Here is an 18,767-nt window from a genome sequence, read left to right on the forward strand (position 1 = left end):
GATCCTGAAACCGTGTGCCTACAAATAGTCAGAGCCCGTTAATGGGTGATGGCGTGCCTTTTGTAGAATGAACCGGCGAGTTACGATCCCGTGCGAGGTTAAGCTGAAGAGGCGGAGCCGTAGCGAAAGCGAGTCTGAATAGGGCGTTTAGTACGTGGTCGTAGACCCGAAACCAGGTGATCTACCCATGTCCAGGGTGAAGTTCAGGTAACACTGAATGGAGGCCCGAACCCACGCACGTTGAAAAGTGCGGGGATGAGGTGTGGGTAGCGGAGAAATTCCAATCGAACCTGGAGATAGCTGGTTCTCCCCGAAATAGCTTTAGGGCTAGCCTTAAGTGTAAGAGTCTTGGAGGTAGAGCACTGATTGAACTAGGGGTCCTCATCGGATTACCGAATTCAGTCAAACTCCGAATGCCAATGACTTATCCTTAGGAGTCAGACTGCGAGTGATAAGATCCGTAGTCAAAGGGAAACAGCCCAGACCGCCAGCTAAGGTCCCAAAGTGTGTATTAAGTGGAAAAGGATGTGGAGTTGCTTAGACAACTAGGATGTTGGCTTAGAAGCAGCCACCATTTAAAGAGTGCGTAATAGCTCACTAGTCGAGTGACTCTGCGCCGAAAATGTACCGGGGCTAAATACACCACCGAAGCTGCGGATTGATACCTATGGTATCAGTGGTAGGGGAGCGTTCTAAGGGCAGTGAAGTCAGACCGTAAGGACTGGTGGAGCGCTTAGAAGTGAGAATGCCGGTATGAGTAGCGAAAGACGGGTGAGAATCCCGTCCACCGAATGCCTAAGGTTTCCTGAGGAAGGCTCGTCCGCTCAGGGTTAGTCAGGACCTAAGCCGAGGCCGACAGGCGTAGGCGATGGACAACAGGTTGATATTCCTGTACCACCTCTTTATCGTTTGAGCAATGGAGGGACGCAGAAGGATAGAAGAAGCGTGCGATTGGTTGTGCACGTCCAAGCAGTTAGGCTGATAAGTAGGCAAATCCGCTTATCGTGAAGGCTGAGCTGTGATGGGGAAGCTCCTTATGGAGCGAAGTCTTTGATTCCCCGCTGCCAAGAAAAGCTTCTAGCGAGATAAAAGGTGCCTGTACCGCAAACCGACACAGGTAGGCGAGGAGAGAATCCTAAGGTGTGCGAGAGAACTCTGGTTAAGGAACTCGGCAAAATGACCCCGTAACTTCGGGAGAAGGGGTGCTTTCTTAACGGAAAGCCGCAGTGAATAGGCCCAAGCGACTGTTTAGCAAAAACACAGGTCTCTGCGAAGCCGTAAGGCGAAGTATAGGGGCTGACACCTGCCCGGTGCTGGAAGGTTAAGGAGAGGGGTTAGCGCAAGCGAAGCTCTGAACTGAAGCCCCAGTAAACGGCGGCCGTAACTATAACGGTCCTAAGGTAGCGAAATTCCTTGTCGGGTAAGTTCCGACCCGCACGAAAGGTGTAACGATTTGGGCACTGTCTCAACCAGAGACTCGGTGAAATTATAGTACCTGTGAAGATGCAGGTTACCCGCGACAGGACGGAAAGACCCCGTGGAGCTTTACTGTAGCCTGATATTGAATTTTGGTACAGTTTGTACAGGATAGGCGGGAGCCATTGAAACCGGAGCGCTAGCTTCGGTGGAGGCGCTGGTGGGATACCGCCCTGACTGTATTGAAATTCTAACCTACGGGTCTCATCGACCCGGGAGACAGTGTCAGGTGGGCAGTTTGACTGGGGCGGTCGCCTCCTAAAGTGTAACGGAGGCGCCCAAAGGTTCCCTCAGAATGGTTGGAAATCATTCGTAGAGTGCAAAGGCATAAGGGAGCTTGACTGCGAGACCTACAAGTCGAGCAGGGACGAAAGTCGGGCTTAGTGATCCGGTGGTTCCGCATGGAAGGGCCATCGCTCAACGGATAAAAGCTACCCCGGGGATAACAGGCTTATCTCCCCAAGAGTCCACATCGACGGGGAGGTTTGGCACCTCGATGTCGGCTCATCGCATCCTGGGGCTGTAGTCGGTCCCAAGGGTTGGGCTGTTCGCCCATTAAAGCGGTACGCGAGCTGGGTTCAGAACGTCGTGAGACAGTTCGGTCCCTATCCGTCGTGGGCGCAGGAAATTTGAGAGGAGCTGTCCTTAGTACGAGAGGACCGGGATGGACGCACCGCTGGTGTACCAGTTGTTCTGCCAAGGGCATAGCTGGGTAGCTATGTGCGGAAGGGATAAGTGCTGAAAGCATCTAAGCATGAAGCCCCCTCAAGATGAGATTTCCCATAGCGTAAGCTAGTAAGATCCCTGAAAGATGATCAGGTTGATAGGTTCGAGGTGGAAGCATGGTGACATGTGGAGCTGACGAATACTAATAGATCGAGGACTTAACCATATAATATGAACGCTTATGTTATCTAGTTTTGAAGGAATATACCTTCATAAGTCTGGTAATGATGGCAGAGAGGTCACACCCGTTCCCATACCGAACACGGAAGTTAAGCTCTCTAGCGCCGATGGTAGTTGGGACCTTGTCCCTGTGAGAGTAGGACGTTGCCAGGCTTTTATATCGTCGCGGGGTGGAGCAGTACGGTAGCTCGTCGGGCTCATAACCCGAAGGTCGCAGGTTCAAATCCTGTCCCCGCAACCAATGGTCCCGTGGTGTAGTGGTTAACATGCCTGCCTGTCACGCAGGAGATCGCCGGTTCGACCCCGGTCGGGACCGCCATTTATACAAAGAAAAGAACGAAACAACTTGTTTCGTATTTTTTTATTTATTTAAAAAAACTTATAAAGACAGTCAATCTTATCCTTAGGAAAACTCCTAAGGTCTTTTTTATATATATAAATGCAAATTAAAACACCGGCATAAAACGCTTCTTTTTAGGTGGGAGAGAGCATCCGGGCCATGCATAGAAGCGGTCAGATCCTTTTCCTGCCCAGACATAGTGAAAACAAAGAGAGAAAACGAGTGCAGGTCACCTTTTGTTATCTATAGCCGCGGCTTATATGTCGAAAAATCAAAATGGATTTATATGATCAAAAATGAAACAAAGTGAAAAAAACTGTATAATAAAGAGCAGAGAATATTGCAAGTAAGGTAGGTGAAACCTTTGAATAGATATGAAATTATGACAACGTCTTCTGAAGAAACACAGGAACTATCAGAGAAGCTCGGGCAACTTGTTCAAGCGCAAGATGTACTTATTTTAGAAGGAGACCTAGGGGCGGGCAAGACAACATTCACGAAGGGTCTTGCAAAAGGGCTTGGTGTAAAGCGTGTTGTAAATAGTCCAACATTTAATATTATTAAAGAGTACAAAGGGCGACTACCGCTATATCATATGGACGTGTATCGTTTAGCGGAAAGTGAAGAAGACCTAGGATTTGATGAATATTTTTATGGTGAAGGCATAACAGTTGTAGAATGGGCGCATTTAATTGAGTCTTTCCTACCGACTTCACAGTTAAAGATTAGTTTATTTCATGAAGGTGATAATACAAGAAGAATTGTACTAGAGCCGAGTGGAGAACGTTATATTAGATTATGTGAGGAGCTATTACAAGATGAAAGTACTAGCAATTGATACTTCAAATTATGTAATGGGGGTTTCTCTTATTGATGGAAATACTGTTGTTGGAGAAATCATTACAAATTTAACAAAAAATCATTCTGTACGCCTTATGCCGGCTGTAGAACAGCTTTTGCAAGAGTGTAATGTAAAACCTAAAGATTTAAATAAAATTGTTGTAGCAGCTGGTCCTGGTTCGTATACAGGTGTTCGGATTGGAGTAACGGCAGCGAAAACATTAGCTTGGTCATTGCAAATTCCGATTGTGGGCGTGTCTAGCCTGGAAGTAGTAGCAGCAAACGGAGCGAATTTCCAAGGTGTTATTTGTCCATTATTTGATGGGCGCCGAGGACAAATTTATACAGGCTTGTATACATGTAAAGAGCAAAAGCTAATTTCTATAAAGGATGATCGAATCATTCTTATTGTAGATTGGTTACAGATGTTAAAAGATATGGGACAACCTGTTTTATTTATTGGAAATGATGTAGAACAACATAAAGAAACAATTGTAGAGCATTTGGGAGACTTAGCTATATTTGCTTCCTTTACAAAGAATAATCCAAGACCAAGTGAGTTAGCATTTTTAGGATTACAAAAAGAAGAACAAAGCGTACATACATTTGTTCCGAGCTATCTTCGTTTGGCAGAAGCAGAAACAAAATGGCTAGAAAGTCAAAGACAGTAGGGGTTAGAGCGATGGATATTACATTTCGAAAGATGACGACGGATGATATTGCGCAAATTGTTGCAATTGAAGAAGCGTCATTTACAACTCCTTGGACAGCCGACGCATTTTATCGTGAAATAACGACGAATGAATATGCACACTATGTTGTAATAGAAAAAAATGATGCGGTAATTGGATACTGTGGATTATGGATTATTATTGATGAATCACATATTACGAACATAGCCATTTTACCAGAATACCGTGGTCAAAAGCTTGGAGATGCTTTGTTAAAAGAAGTAATAAATCAAGCGAAGGAAATAGGAGCTAAGACGATGACCCTTGAAGTAAGAGTGTCAAATGAAGTAGCGAAAAAGTTATACAGAAAGTATGGATTCCAAAATGGTGGGATTCGTAAACGATACTATACAGACAATTATGAAGATGGTCTTGTAATGTGGGTGAATATATAATGGGAAAAAATACAATTATACTTGGTATTGAAACGAGCTGTGATGAAACAGCTGTAGCAGTTGTCAAAAATGGAACAGAAATAGTAGCAAATGTAGTGGCTTCACAAATTGAAAGTCATAAGCGTTTTGGCGGGGTTGTACCAGAAATCGCATCTCGTCATCATGTAGAACAAATCACAGTTGTATTAGAGGAAGCATTAAAAGAAGCGAACATCTCATTTGAAGATATTGATGCAATTGCTGTAACGGAAGGGCCGGGGTTAGTAGGTGCACTTTTAATTGGTGTAAATGCAGCAAAAGCGGTTGCTTTTGCTCATGATATTCCGCTCATCGGTGTTCATCATATCGCTGGACATATTTATGCAAATCGCTTAGTAAAAGAGTTACAGTTCCCGCTGTTGTCACTTGTTGTATCAGGAGGGCATACAGAGCTTGTTTATATGAAAGAACATGGTTCGTTTGAAGTAATCGGCGAGACGAGAGACGATGCTGCAGGAGAAGCATACGATAAAGTTGCACGTACGTTATCGATGCCGTATCCAGGTGGGCCACATATCGATCGTCTTGCTCATGAAGGAAAGCCAACGATTGATTTACCTCGTGCATGGCTCGAACCAGATTCTTATGACTTTAGCTTTAGTGGATTAAAATCAGCAGTTATCAACACTGTGCATAACGCAAAACAACGCGGGGAAGACATTGCACCAGAAGATTTAGCAGCTAGCTTCCAAGCGAGTGTAATAGATGTATTAGTAACGAAAGCAGCCCGTGCAGCAGAAGCGTATGATGTGAAACAAGTGCTCCTTGCTGGAGGTGTTGCAGCTAATAAAGGACTCCGTGCTCGTTTAGAGGAGGAGTTTGCAAAGAATGAAAATATTGAGCTAATCATTCCGCCATTATCTTTATGCACAGATAATGCAGCAATGATTGCAGCAGCTGGAACGATTGCATATGAACAAGGAAAGCGTGCGACATTGGCATTGAACGCAAATCCAGGATTAGATATTGAAGCATAGTTATACACAAAATTAACCACAACCTGTGGATAAAACCCATATTATCTGTTGATAATATGGGTTTTTATTGTGTATATAAAATGTGGATAGTTTTTATGTTAATTGTGGATAATGTGGAAAAGATATTTTATCCCCTCATAATATAAAGGTGGATATGTGTATAATGTTGTGGATAACTCAGAAGAAGTCGGACGTTCGACTAGGATATTCTTATGTATATTTTAGTTATACTGTATCTCTGATTTATCCCGCTATTTGCGGGCAGTAAAACCCCCACTGATTAAAGTTTCACTTTATAAAGTGGAACTATTACCGATAGCATATGGGGACATAGTAAACTGTTTTTGTGCCATATCGGGCATTGGACTTAAAAAAAAGGAGATGACTTTGAGTCATCTCCTTTTTTCTTCGTATATGAACGACAGAGGGCTTATACGTGTAATTCTTCCCATTCTGCCATATATTTTTCTAGTTGCTCTTGCATCGTTTGTTTGGCTGTTGTAATTTCGCTAGCGCGTTCGTAATCGGCATACACTTCCGGCAGACAAAGTTGATCTTCTAATTCTGTAATTTCTTCTTCTAGTTTCGCGATATTTTCTTCTAATTCTTCAATTTTTCGTGAGCGTTGACGTTCTAACTTTTTACGTTCTTTTTCCTCAAGGTAATTTATCTTTTCTTGAGCAATTTGTTTTTGGGCGGGTGCATTTGTTTCTAATTGTTCAAATTCTGCCCGTTCAAACATTTCATTTTTCTTTTCCACATAGTAATCGTAATCACCTAAATATTCCTGTGCACCATCTGCTGATAATTCAACGACTGTTGTCGTTACACGATTGATAAAATAGCGATCATGGGAGACAAATAAAAGAGTTCCTGGAAAATCGATTAAGGCATTTTCTAAAATTTCTTTGCTATTTAAATCGAGATGGTTCGTTGGCTCATCTAGAATGAGTAAATTGGACTTTTGCATCATTAATTTTGCTAGGGCCAATCTTGCCTTTTGTCCACCGCTTAGGGAAGAGACTGGTTTTAACACATCGTCTCCTGAGAATAAAAAGTTGCCGAGTAGGGTGCGAATCTCTTTTTCAGGTTGCATTGGATATTCATCCCAAAGCTCGTTCAGAACACGCTTTGATGATGTTAAGTTTGCCTGTTCTTGATCGTAGTATCCGATGGAGGCATTAGAACCGAAAGAAATGTCTCCACTTAATGTCTCGATTTTATTTACAAGTGACTTTAGTAATGTAGATTTCCCAATTCCGTTTGGTCCAACAAGTGCCACACTGTCTCCTCGTGTTAATCGTACATTGACATGTTCAATAATCGGTTCTTGATTATATCCAATGGAAACGTCTTTTACTTGTAGCACATCATTCCCACTTTGCTTTTCGATATCAAAATGAAAAGATGCTGATTTTGAATCACCTAATGGTTTGGTCATCAGTTCCATTCGTTCTAATTGTTTACGGCGACTTTGGGCACGCTTTGTTGTAGAAGCACGAGCAATATTTTTTTGGACAAAGTCCTCTAATTTTGCAACTTCGTCTTGCTGCTTTTCATAGCGCTTCATGTCCTGTTCATAGAGTGCGGCTTTTAAGTCTAAATATTTACTGTAGTTTCCGACGTAACGTCTACTTTCTTTGTTAGAGATTTCATATACTTGTGTGACAAGTTTGTCTAAAAAGTAGCGATCATGGGAAACAATTAGAATAGCGCCCGGATAGCCTTGTAAGTATTGTTCTAGCCATGTTAGTGTATCAATGTCTAAATGGTTTGTCGGCTCGTCTAAAATAAGCAAGTCTGGTTTTGTTAATAGCAATTTACCAAGAGCTAACCGCGTTTTTTGACCACCGCTTAATGTGGAAATCGTTGTTCCATGCGTTTCTGCTGGAAAACCAAGGCCGCTTAAAATAGAGCGAATATCCGCTTCGTATTGATAACCGCCTTTATCTTTATAATCCAGTTGCAATTGATCATAGTCAGCGAGCAATTTTTCATATGTAGTAGCGTTTGAGAAGTTTTCTTTCTTACCCATTTCTTGCTCTAACCTTCGAAGTTCTTTTTCCATGTGTTGTAGATGCGTAAAGACAGTTAATAATTCATCCCAAATGGTCAATGAAGTTTCTAAACCGGTATTCTGGGCTAAATAACCGATGGAAACGTCTTTTGGTTTTATAATTTCACCATCGTCGTGAGAAAGTTCCCCTGCAATAATTTTTAATAGTGTAGATTTTCCAGCTCCATTTCGGCCGACAAGGGCGATGCGATCTCTTGTTTGTACTTCAAGTTTAATGTTTGCAAGGATTGTTTCGGCACCGTACAATTTAGAAAGTCCGTTTACTTGTAATAAAATCAATTTTTTCACCTCAAATAATTTCTTAACTTTGCCATGTTATATTTCTCAATCATACTAAAAATAGTGTATAGTTTAAAATAAAGAGAGAAGTCTCTCTCTATTATACAAGGAAAGTCTTAAGTGCTAAACTTCTGTATTTGTTCAAATTACATGAACAGAGATAGGAGGAGAGGAGTGGTTTTATGGATCAGCAAAAGATTCCACAGGCGACTGCCAAACGATTGCCTCTATACTATCGATTTATCCAAAACTTATCCCTTTCTGGTAAGCAACGTGTATCATCTGCGGAATTAAGTGAAGCGGTGAAGGTAGACTCCGCAACAATTCGTAGAGATTTTTCATATTTTGGGGCGTTGGGAAAAAAAGGGTACGGCTATAATGTGAATTATTTACTGTCGTTTTTCCGAGAAACGCTTGATCAAGATGATATAACACGTGTAGCACTTATTGGAGTGGGTAATTTAGGGACCGCTTTCTTACATTACAATTTCACGAAAAATAATAATACAAAAATTGAAATGGCTTTTGATGTAAATGAAGAGAAAGTTGGAAAAGAAATCGGAGGAATTCCTGTATATCATTTGGATGAACTTGAAGAACGTTTGAAAGATGATATACAAGTGGCAATATTAACAGTACCTGCTACTGTTGCACAAGCTGTGGCAGATCGATTAGCTCATACAAACGTACATGGAGTTTTGAATTTCACACCAGCACGGTTAAATGTATCAGAGAATATAAGGATTCATCATATTGATTTAGCTGTAGAATTACAAACGCTGGTTTACTTTTTGAAAAATTATCCACAATAAAAACGCAGGGGAAATCCCCCTGCGTTTTTATTGTTCTTTTTTTGTTTTCGTTTTGAATTTTACTAAGATAAGGCGAAGTGCTAAATTAAAATCTATTGTCGCCATACCAGCAAGCAGTAGCGTATAAAAATTCCAGATTGTATCTTCAACATTAATAATTGCTAAGTATGTAAAAATACATCCAAGAAGGAAATACAGTGCTGCCATGAACAATGGTGAGTTCCTCATATTTAAAATCCTCCGATAAATCCTTGCATTTTTTCTGCTTCTTTTATCATTTCTTGTATTTGCTCATTACTTAATGCGACTTGAAATAGTGCAACTAATGTATTCATGGCAACGTGAGCCATGATGGGAACGATAATTCGTTTTGTTTTCACGTATAAGAAGGCGAAAACAAGACCCATAGCAGTGTATACCAATAGGTGCGTAAAATCAAAGTGGATAGCTGCGAATACAAGTGAACTAATGATAGCTGCGATAAAGAAATTAAACCTTTTATACAGTGTGCCAAATAAGATCTTTCTAAAGACAATTTCCTCTAAAATAGGACCTAGTATAGATACAACAATGAGGAACCAAGGAGTGGTCCTTGCTATTTCCATTAAACGCTCTGTATTCTCAGAGCCTGGCTTAATACCTAACAAACGCATTTCGATCGTACCAGCAATCGTTTGAGAAAAGAAAGCTAAAAAGAATCCGATAAAGATCCAACCAATTGTTGCGGGAATACTTGCGCGTTTTGTATCTAAACGGCTTTCGCGAATATCCGTTCTGAGTAACCACAGTACAATGCATAATGCAATGAGAAAGCTAATAATTGCCCAGTGGCCAGTCATAAGTTGTATTTTTTCATCTCGTGTTAAACCGCTATTATTGTACAGTCCGGTTTTTAAAAGTAGCGGTAATCCAATAACACCTGATAATTGCATGAGAATATATGTAACTATAATCCACCAATACTGTTTCTTCAAATTGGTTAACCATCCTTTCTAGCCCTTATGTTATGAAATAAGGCAGGATAACATGTAAACATCCAGCCAGGAGTACAGAATAACCGTGTGTTTTATTATTTTTTTGTAAATCTTTGCTTGAAAATGAAATAGGAAACAGGAAAAAGCTGTATCTATAGAGAAAACAACTTATGGCATCTTTCTTATTGTAACATACGAGAAGCGGAAAAGCCGATGCAATATAAAGTGAGCTAAGGCTCGACTATGTGATAATCATTCGGTAGAAAAAGCCTGTATATTGATTTGCAAAAAATTATGATTTTTTTACTTGCAAAAGAAATTTAGATTATTTATTATTATAAGTGTGTTAGCACTCGGAGCTACTGAGTGCTAATAAAGAAAATTTACATAAAAAAATGAGGAGGTTATTGTTCATGCTAAAGCCATTAGGTGATCGCGTTGTAATTGAGCTTGTTCAAGCAGAAGAAAAAACAGCAAGTGGTATTGTATTACCAGACACTGCAAAAGAAAAACCACAAGAGGGTAAAATCATTGCAGTAGGTACTGGTCGTGTGCTTGAAAATGGTGAGCGTGTTGCTTTAGAGGTAGCAGCAGGCGATCTTATCATCTTCTCAAAATATGCAGGTACTGAAGTGAAATACGAAGGTGCAGACTACTTGATTTTACGTGAAAGTGACATTTTAGCAATTATTGGTTAATTATATACATTTTTAAAAATCCAAGGGGGTCAAAAATTATGGCAAAAGATATTAAATTTAGTGAAGAAGCACGTCGTTCGATGCTTCGCGGTGTCGACACTCTTGCAAATGCAGTAAAAGTAACGCTTGGACCAAAAGGTCGCAATGTTGTACTTGAGAAAAAATTTGGTTCACCACTTATTACAAATGATGGTGTAACAATTGCAAAAGAAATCGAATTAGAAGACGCATTCGAAAACATGGGTGCGAAATTAGTAGCAGAAGTTGCTAGTAAAACAAATGATGTAGCTGGTGACGGAACAACAACTGCAACTGTATTAGCGCAAGCAATGATTCTTGAAGGCTTAAAAAACGTAACAGCTGGTGCAAACCCAATGGGTCTTCGTAAAGGGATCGAAAAGGCTGTTGTTGCAGCAATTGAAGAATTAAAAACAATCTCTAAACCAATCGAAGGTAAATCTTCTATCGCACAAGTAGCTGCTATTTCATCTGCTGACGAAGAAGTAGGTCAATTAATTGCAGAAGCAATGGAACGCGTTGGTAACGATGGCGTTATTACATTAGAAGAATCTAAAGGCTTCACAACAGAATTAGATGTAGTAGAAGGTATGCAATTCGATCGTGGATATGCATCTCCTTACATGATTACTGATTCTGACAAAATGGAAGCAGTTCTTGATAATCCATTTATTTTAATCACTGACAAAAAAATCGCTAACATTCAAGAGATTTTACCAGTGTTAGAGCAAGTGGTACAACAAGGTAAACCACTTCTTATCATTGCGGAAGATGTAGAAGGCGAAGCATTAGCTACATTAGTAGTGAACAAACTTCGTGGTACATTCAATGTAGTAGCTGTAAAAGCTCCTGGATTTGGTGACCGTCGTAAAGCAATGCTAGAAGATATCGCGATCTTAACTGGTGGCGAAGTGATCACTGAAGAATTAGGACGTGATTTAAAATCTGCTACTATTGCATCTTTAGGCCGCGCTGGCAAAATTGTTGTAACGAAAGAAAATACAACAGTTGTTGAAGGTGTAGGTAGCACAGAACAAATCGAAGCTCGCATTGGTCAAATCCGTGCGCAATTAGAAGAAACAACTTCTGAGTTCGATCGTGAAAAATTACAAGAACGTCTTGCTAAACTTGCAGGCGGTGTAGCTGTAATTAAAGTTGGTGCAGCAACTGAAACTGAATTAAAAGAGCGTAAACTTCGCATTGAAGATGCTCTTAACTCAACTCGTGCAGCAGTAGAAGAAGGTATTGTTGCAGGTGGTGGTACTGCACTTATGAACGTATATACAAAAGTAGCTGGTCTAGCAGCTGATGGCGACGAAGCAACAGGTATTAACATTGTACTTCGTGCATTAGAAGAGCCAGTTCGTCAAATCGCAATCAACGCTGGTCTAGAAGGTTCTGTAGTTGTAGAACGCTTAAAAGGTGAAAAAGTAGGCGTAGGCTTCAACGCAGCAACTGGTACTTGGGTAAACATGCTTGAGTCTGGTATCGTAGATCCAACAAAAGTAACTCGTTCAGCACTTCAAAACGCAGCATCTGTTGCAGCAATGTTCTTAACAACTGAAGCAGTTGTTGCTGACAAACCAGAACCTAATGGTCCTGCAATGCCTGATATGGGCGGCATGGGCATGGGCGGTATGGGCGGCATGATGTAATAAAGCTTTATAAGCCTTGATATACAAAGGCTTATAAACCTTCGCACAATCTTTAATGTCCGAAAAATTGACCGATGTTAATTAATGAGATTTTAGAGAGGTCTTTCATTAAGTCAGTGAACTTAATGGAAGCCTCTTTTTTTATGTCTATCTTCTCGACTACTCCTTCTTCACGTAGTACTGCTTTTATCTGTTCCTCAACTACTATCGTGAAAACAAAACCCTCTTATTCGAAGAAGTGTTGGGCATATTAAAGCGCTTTTCTAACCTTTTTACACCAAGTCACTGAGATTTGTTTGCCCTCGTTTCAAATAAATTGGGAATTTGTAGACAGTATAGTAGGGCAAACTCTGCTGTTTTTAAAGGAGATGTACTAAGAGGGGGAAGTATTAATTCTATTGCTAAATCTCTCAAAACGAGTACTGAAATGATTACTTTTTGGGTGGGAAAATATCATTATCATGGGCTGGAAGCTTTAAAGAAAAGCTATACAAGTTTCTCCCTTGAAGATAAACTAAACATAATTAATTATATGAACGAGAATGGGTTGTCTCCTTTAGAAACTGCAGTGCAGTTCAATTTATCTTCTCCAGGCATGATTCGAAAATGGCGAAGTAGTTTTAGGAACGATGGTATAGACGCCGAAAATGGGGGGGTATAAAAGTATGAAAGCAGTAATGGATCAAAGGAAATGGCATTGGTTGGACTATTTTCTATTTCTCATTCGTACGATATGGATTACTTCTAATGGCTACTTGATATTCGTTAGTACGACAGGTTCGGAAAAGTGGGTTTTACTTTTATGGGCTAGTTGTTCTTATATAATACCCCATCTATTTTATCGGCCTGGGCTTATAAAATTCCAATATTATTTAATTGCCGAGGTGTTGTTAACGGGTTCTCTGTTTATTTACTTATCCAGTCAATATGAAATATCAGAGACTTACAGTTTTTTATTCGTGCCTATCCTTACTGTTGCTTATGCTTGTCAAGTTAAGCCGTTAATTTGGTTAGGACCTTTCTTATACATCTCAATTTTTTTAGCTGGTACATGGGCCGGCAATCTCTTCACTGATAAGGATATCTTTGCACGCTTTGTTGACACAACTATTTTTTATGGTATTGGGTTATATTTAGGAAGGAAGACCATTGTCAATAACGCTAATAAAGAGTTAATTGCCTCTATTGAGGAAAAAAACAGGGATTTGGAATATTACTCAAAAAAGATTGAGGAACTGACGATTAAGGAAGAACGAAATAGAGTTTCACAAGATTTGCATGATACAGTAGGCCATATTTTCACATCGGTCATAACAAGTTTAGATGCCCTTCCTTTTCTATATCAGGCAGATAAAAAAGAAGCAGAAAAAAGTATAAAAGAGATTTCAGATTTAGCACGAAATGGATTGAACGATGTGAGAAAAACAATTCACCAGATGTCGCCAACGAATCATCAAACGCTTGTTGAATCGGTGAAAGAATTGATTGTTGATTTTATGAAACATACATCAACGGATATAAAACTGAATGTCGAAGGGGAAGTGACCAAAGTCGGTGAAAGGATAAAGTTTGCCATTATTCGTTGTATACAAGAAGGACTTACAAATGCGAAAAGACATGGTCAGGCAACTTTTATTAAAGTAAATATTTCGTTTGAACAAGAAGAATTGATTGTTCTTATTGAAGATAATGGAAATGGTTGTAATGAATTGAATTTAGGGTTTGGCTTACGCTCAATGAAAGATCGAATATCGGCATTAGCGGGTACAGTTAACTTTTATTCTAAATTGAATAATGGTATGAGGATAACGTGTAACATACCTATGGCAAAGGAAGTGTAATTATAATGATTAAAGCGGCAATAGTTGAAGATCAAGAGATTTTAAGAAAAAGCTTAAAAATTGTGATTGAAAGTATTTCTGACATTGAGATTGTTGGAACTGCGGAAAATGGAGAAAAGGCAATTGCTTTATGCGAAAGGGAAAACCTTGATATTCTTTTAATGGATATTCAAATGCCGGTGATGGATGGTGTAAAGGCGACAGATGAAATTAAAAAACGTTGGCCCAATATAAAAGTTATAATACTTACTACTTTTCAAGATGTTACACACGTTTTGAATGCCTTAAATGCTGGTGCAGAGGGTTATATATTAAAGGCTGTTGATCCTGAATTTTTAGTTCAAGGAATTAAAATGGTGTATCACGGAGGTTCCCTCATTCCTCAACAATTAGCAAAAGAGGTGTTTGGTCAGATACAATCAAATAATAACGAACACTCGGAACAACTTGACCATAACTCTATGAATCATCCATATGATTTAAATAATCAAGAATTAAAAGTTTTAAAATGTTTAACTCAAGGATTATCCAATAAAGACATTTCAGAAAAGATGTTTCTTTCAGTGGGAACTGTGAAAAATTATATTTCTACCATTTATTCGAAATTAAATGTAAAAAACAGATCTTCTGCTATTATTAAAGCAATGGAAGAGAGTCTTATAGAAGATAAGAAACATTGAAGTAAGAGAGTGTAGACAAAGTTAAATCGACTTTGTCTACACTCTTTTTTAATTGCAACGAACTGGAACGTTATTTTGAATTTGTTTACTCCATGGGCAATTCATAAGGTCCATCATTCACAAAATCTCACGGTGGATCGTCTTTTAGATTTTCGCTATAAAAGAGGGCATCAATAGCTTTTCAATAGCCACTTATTTTTGAAGAAGTATATATATTAGCCAATGGTCATAATTTGTCATTTTTTTAAAAAATAGTTATGACTTATTAATGACTTACCGGCACTACAGTATATTACCTTTCATTTGTAGAGTAGAAGTATGAAATATGAAATGAAATTTAGAAAGGAGGTAAAAAAATGCATGCTCAAATCCATTGCAACTTGCAAACTGTACCCGTCTTGAAGTAAATAATGCAGTGTTTATTTTTGATGAAGTTGGAGAAGACGTAAATAAAGATACTTTAAAAGGTAATGGTAGTAGCGAAGGTGGAGCATTATTAAATAAAGATACAACAATTAAACTTACTGTAAAATGGGGAGAAAATGAAGAACATATGGAATTAAAAAATAAATAATATTCTAATTTTCTTTTTCAAGAAATGGGCGCTTTAGTGCGATAAGGATTTCCAAAATAATCAATATCCATCACATTAAATAAGAGCATGTTTTGATCAATCATATATTTGGATTGCATTAAGCAGAAAGGAATTAGATGAAAAATATAAAGAAATTAATAAAATGTATCGGAGTAATTATTATAATACTACTAATCATAGCACTTTTTTTTCCTACATGGACTCCGCATATAAAAGGTGATAACAGTATAAGTGTATTAGAACAAGTAGAGATAAATGGAAGTGGTCATGAAATTATGATACGTGGTAATGATAAGGATAATCCAGTTATTATTTTTGTACATGGAGGACCTGGAAGTTCGGAAATACCGTATGCCGATAAATACCAAGACTTATTGGAAACCAATTTTACGGTTGTTAATTACGACCAAAGAGCAAGTGGAAAATCATATCATTTTTTTGAGGACTATTCTAATCTTTCATCAGACTTACTGGTGGAGGACTTATTGGCTATGACGGATTATATATCAGAACGTCTTGGAAAAGAAAAGGTAATACTAATTGGCCATTCTTATGGTACATATATTGGAATGCAAGCTGCCTATAAAGCTCCTGAAAAATATGAAGCATATATTGGTATTGGACAGATGAGTGATACAGTAGAAAGCGAGATTGACAGTTTGAACTACGTTATTAATCAGGCTCAAAATGTTGGCAATACGGATGATGTTTTATATTTACAAGGGTTAACTGAAAAAATCAAAAATGGCGATACGTATACTCCACGAAATTATGTTATGAAATATGGTGGGACTTCAAGACTTATTGATAACCCCGATGATAATAACATAGGTATGTTATTCAGTAGTGAGTATAACTTATTAGATGTAATCCGTTATAACTATGGGTTATCCTATTCTCAAAAGATTTTGTTAAAGAAAGATTTAAAAAATCCATTACTTACTATAGTAACAAAACTTAAATTACCGTTCTATTTTATCATGGGTAAATATGACTATAATACTTCATCTAATGCAGCAAAAAAATATTTTGATATGATTGAAGCCAATAAAAAAGAATTTATTGCTTTTGAGCAATCAGCTCATTATCCACAATTTGAAGAGAAGGAAAAATTTTATAAATGGATGTGCGATACATTTATAAAATAAAAATAAATAAATAGGATAGCTTTTTTCTTACCTTGAAAGAGAGATTGTAAAGAATTGTACTTAAGCTAACGGAGGCTTTAGTGAAAGAAGAATTAATTGATTTTAAGATTGAGATCATGTTTTAGTTATTCCATTATAGGGTGGCTTTATTAAAATTACTGAGAAGTCATCGGTAATGAGGGTTTCTGATGATTTACCGAACTTGTAGTGAGAAAGGAAAAAAGCACGATTGAGAGAAGGCCGATTTTAAGAGGGAAATAATTTCTGTAGAATTTTGTCGCTTTCTCTCTTGACCGTATTGATACTTCATTGTTAGAATCTAGGAAGATAATATAAAGCAATCCTTCATATATCCTCAATGATATGGTTTGAGAGTCTCTACCGGGTTACCGTAAACAACCTGACTATGAAGGCAGTGCGTCTTATATTTATAAAGGACGGATTTGTACCTTTATAAAGCCAGACCCCTGCCTTTTCTTTGTTATGAGACTGAGGGCAGAGGACTGGCTTTTTTTATTATATTGGTAATGCTTTTTGCCAAATTGGTGAAAATATTTATATACAGAACTAACGTTGGGGTGATTATTTTGAAAAAACAGCACGATACGATTATCGTTTTAGATTTTGGGAGTCAGTACAATCAGTTAATTGCACGTCGCATTCGTGAGTTCAGTGTATACAGTGAACTTCATCCGCATACAATTACTGCAGAAGAAATTAAAGCAATGAATCCAAAAGGGATTATTTTCTCTGGTGGACCGAATAGTGTATATGGTGAAAATGCATTCCACTGTGATGAAAAAATCTTTGAGTTAGGCTTACCGATCTTTGGTATTTGCTACGGTATGCAGTTAATGACAAAACATTTTGGTGGAAAAGTAGAACGTGCAAACCATCGTGAGTACGGAAAAGCAGTTCTAAAAGTAGAGAATGAATCTAAATTATATGCAAATCTTCCAGAAGAGCAAGTTGTATGGATGAGCCATGGTGACTTAGTAACAGGTTTACCAGAAGGCTTCGTAGTAGACGCAACAAGTGATTCTTGTCCGATTGCAGGGATGAGTAATAAAGAGCAAAACTTATACGGTGTACAATTCCATCCAGAGGTACGTCACTCTGAGCATGGTAATGATTTAATTAAGAACTTCGTCTTTGGTGTATGTGGTTGTTCTGAAGGCTGGAATATGGAAAACTTCATTGAAGTAGAAGTAGAAAAAATTCGTGAGACAGTTGGCGATAAAAAAGTATTATGCGCACTTAGTGGCGGTGTAGACTCTTCTGTTGTAGCTGTATTAATTCATAAAGCAATCGGCGATCAGTTAACATGTATTTTCGTTGATCACGGCTTACTTCGTAAAGGAGAAGCTGAAGGTGTTATGAAAACATTTAGCGAAGGCTTCCATATGAACGTTATTAAAGTGGATGCAAAAGAGCGTTTCATGAACAAATTAAAAGGTGTCGAAGATCCAGAACAAAAACGTAAAATCATCGGTAACGAATTTATCTATGTATTTGATGATGAAGCATCCAAGTTAAAAGGAATGGACTTCTTAGCACAAGGTACACTGTACACGGACATCGTTGAAAGTGGTACAGCAACTGCACAAACAATTAAATCTCACCATAACGTTGGTGGACTTCCAGAAGATATGCAATTCAAGTTAATCGAACCATTAAACACGTTATTTAAAGATGAAGTACGTGTATTAGGATCTGAACTTGGAATTTCAGATGATATCGTATGGCGCCAACCGTTCCCAGGTCCAGGACTTGGTATTCGTGTGTTAGGTGAAATTACAGAAGAAAAATTAGAAATCGTTCGTGAATCAGATGCGATTTTACGTGAAGAGATCTTAAAGGCAGGCCTAGAGCGTGAAATTTGGCAATACTTCACTGCACTTCCTGGTATGCGCAGTGTAGGTGTTATGGGTGATGAGCGTACGTATGATTACACAGTAGGTATTCGTGCGGTAACATCTATCGATGGTATGACAGCAGACTGGGCACGTATCCCTTGGGACGTATTAGAGAAAATCTCAGTACGTATTGTAAACGAAGTAAAACACGTTAACCGTATCGTGTATGATGTAACGAGTAAGCCACCTGCAACAATTGAGTGGGAATAAAGAAGGTTTTATAATGTAGAAGACGATTCACCTATGCTTTCATGTATAGGTGAATCGTCTTTTTTTGTATTTATACGAACGAAAAATGGTTTTAATGAAAAAACGTTCGTTTTTAGATTGACATATCTATGTGTGTGAGTTAATATGAGTATGTAATTGA

16 protein-coding genes, 2 tRNA genes, 2 rRNA genes and 1 riboswitch (1 of these 21 running past the window's edge) are annotated in these 18,767 nt (G+C 38.5%); of the genes, 17 read left to right on the forward strand and 3 right to left on the reverse strand.

The window, feature by feature from the left end; genetic code table 11:
• The 8 genes from QRE67_RS01510 to tsaD all read left to right on the forward strand — a co-directional run.
• A 23S ribosomal RNA gene (locus QRE67_RS01510) occupies window positions 1-2,368 on the forward strand (it extends 551 nt beyond the left edge of the window).
• Window positions 2,369-2,419: 51 nt separating this feature from the next.
• Window positions 2,420-2,535: ribosomal RNA gene (rrf, locus tag QRE67_RS01515) — 5S ribosomal RNA — on the forward strand.
• 11 nt (window positions 2,536-2,546) lie between these two features.
• Window positions 2,547-2,623, forward strand: a tRNA-Met gene (locus QRE67_RS01520).
• Window positions 2,624-2,625: 2 nt separating this feature from the next.
• A tRNA-Asp gene (locus QRE67_RS01525) sits at window positions 2,626-2,701 on the forward strand.
• A 403-nt stretch (window positions 2,702-3,104) separates the two neighbouring features.
• Window positions 3,105-3,560, forward strand: a complete 456-nt coding sequence (gene tsaE, locus QRE67_RS01530; RefSeq protein WP_483298695.1) for a tRNA (adenosine(37)-N6)-threonylcarbamoyltransferase complex ATPase subunit type 1 TsaE — start codon at window positions 3,105-3,107, stop codon at window positions 3,558-3,560.
• Window positions 3,541-4,233, forward strand: a complete 693-nt coding sequence (gene tsaB / locus QRE67_RS01535; RefSeq protein ID WP_286123232.1) for a tRNA (adenosine(37)-N6)-threonylcarbamoyltransferase complex dimerization subunit type 1 TsaB — start codon at window positions 3,541-3,543, stop codon at window positions 4,231-4,233. Before tsaE ends, tsaB begins: the two co-directional genes overlap by 20 nt.
• Before the next feature lie 11 nt (window positions 4,234-4,244).
• Window positions 4,245-4,688, forward strand: coding sequence for a ribosomal protein S18-alanine N-acetyltransferase (gene rimI, locus QRE67_RS01540; RefSeq protein ID WP_286123233.1), 444 nt, complete (start codon window positions 4,245-4,247; stop codon window positions 4,686-4,688).
• Window positions 4,688-5,704 (forward strand): tRNA (adenosine(37)-N6)-threonylcarbamoyltransferase complex transferase subunit TsaD, encoded by a 1,017-nt coding sequence (gene tsaD / locus QRE67_RS01545; protein ID WP_286123234.1) that lies wholly within the window; start codon window positions 4,688-4,690, stop codon window positions 5,702-5,704. Before rimI ends, tsaD begins: the two co-directional genes overlap by 1 nt.
• Window positions 5,705-6,134: 430 nt before the next feature.
• On the opposite strand, the gene QRE67_RS01550 is transcribed toward tsaD, so the two are convergent.
• A complete protein-coding gene (locus QRE67_RS01550; RefSeq protein ID WP_286123235.1) occupies window positions 6,135-8,060 on the reverse strand; it encodes an ABC-F family ATP-binding cassette domain-containing protein in 1,926 nt (641 codons plus the stop codon).
• A 182-nt stretch (window positions 8,061-8,242) separates the two neighbouring features.
• On the opposite strand from QRE67_RS01550, the gene QRE67_RS01555 reads away from it, so the two are divergent.
• Entirely contained in the window at window positions 8,243-8,872 is a 630-nt protein-coding gene (locus tag QRE67_RS01555) for a redox-sensing transcriptional repressor Rex (RefSeq protein ID WP_286123236.1), read from the forward strand.
• Window positions 8,873-8,899: 27 nt separating this feature from the next.
• Here QRE67_RS01555 and QRE67_RS01560 read toward each other — a convergent pair whose 3' ends face one another.
• Together QRE67_RS01560 and QRE67_RS01565 are read right to left on the reverse strand one after the other, a co-directional pair.
• Window positions 8,900-9,100, reverse strand: a complete 201-nt coding sequence (locus QRE67_RS01560; protein ID WP_286123237.1) for a YdiK family protein — start codon at window positions 9,098-9,100, stop codon at window positions 8,900-8,902.
• A 2-nt stretch (window positions 9,101-9,102) separates the two neighbouring features.
• Window positions 9,103-9,846 (reverse strand): CPBP family intramembrane glutamic endopeptidase, encoded by a 744-nt coding sequence (locus tag QRE67_RS01565; RefSeq protein WP_286123238.1) that lies wholly within the window; start codon window positions 9,844-9,846, stop codon window positions 9,103-9,105.
• A 413-nt stretch (window positions 9,847-10,259) separates the two neighbouring features.
• Between QRE67_RS01565 and groES the strand changes: the two genes are divergently transcribed.
• The 8 genes from groES to guaA all read left to right on the forward strand — a co-directional run bounded on the left by groES (window position 10,260) and on the right by guaA (window position 18,607).
• Entirely contained in the window at window positions 10,260-10,544 is a 285-nt protein-coding gene (groES, locus tag QRE67_RS01570) for a co-chaperone GroES (RefSeq protein ID WP_286123239.1), read from the forward strand.
• A 38-nt stretch (window positions 10,545-10,582) separates the two neighbouring features.
• Entirely contained in the window at window positions 10,583-12,217 is a 1,635-nt protein-coding gene (gene groL / locus QRE67_RS01575; RefSeq protein ID WP_286123240.1) for a chaperonin GroEL, read from the forward strand.
• 427 nt (window positions 12,218-12,644) lie between these two features.
• Window positions 12,645-12,878 (forward strand): helix-turn-helix domain-containing protein, encoded by a 234-nt coding sequence (locus tag QRE67_RS01580; protein ID WP_286123241.1) that lies wholly within the window; start codon window positions 12,645-12,647, stop codon window positions 12,876-12,878.
• 4 nt (window positions 12,879-12,882) lie between these two features.
• Window positions 12,883-14,058 carry a sensor histidine kinase gene (locus QRE67_RS01585; protein WP_286123242.1) on the forward strand — a complete coding sequence of 392 codons (1,176 nt, stop codon included), beginning with the start codon at window positions 12,883-12,885 and terminating at the stop codon, window positions 14,056-14,058.
• A 5-nt stretch (window positions 14,059-14,063) separates the two neighbouring features.
• The gene (locus QRE67_RS01590) at window positions 14,064-14,738 is read left to right on the forward strand and encodes a response regulator transcription factor (RefSeq protein ID WP_286123243.1); all 675 of its coding nucleotides are present in this window, start codon (window positions 14,064-14,066) and stop codon (window positions 14,736-14,738) included.
• 373 nt (window positions 14,739-15,111) lie between these two features.
• Complete coding sequence (locus tag QRE67_RS01595; protein WP_286123244.1) at window positions 15,112-15,312, forward strand: hypothetical protein; 201 nt, start codon at window positions 15,112-15,114, stop codon at window positions 15,310-15,312.
• 137 nt (window positions 15,313-15,449) lie between these two features.
• Complete coding sequence (locus QRE67_RS01600) at window positions 15,450-16,481, forward strand: alpha/beta hydrolase (protein WP_286123245.1); 1,032 nt, start codon at window positions 15,450-15,452, stop codon at window positions 16,479-16,481.
• 325 nt (window positions 16,482-16,806) lie between these two features.
• Window positions 16,807-16,908, forward strand: a riboswitch (purine riboswitch).
• 160 nt (window positions 16,909-17,068) lie between these two features.
• Window positions 17,069-18,607 (forward strand): glutamine-hydrolyzing GMP synthase, encoded by a 1,539-nt coding sequence (gene guaA, locus QRE67_RS01605; protein ID WP_502874001.1) that lies wholly within the window; start codon window positions 17,069-17,071, stop codon window positions 18,605-18,607.
• Window positions 18,608-18,767 lie beyond the last annotated feature (160 nt).

The organism is Bacillus sp. DX3.1 (assembly GCF_030292155.1).
Classification (GTDB): Bacteria; Bacillota; Bacilli; order Bacillales; family Bacillaceae_G; genus Bacillus_A.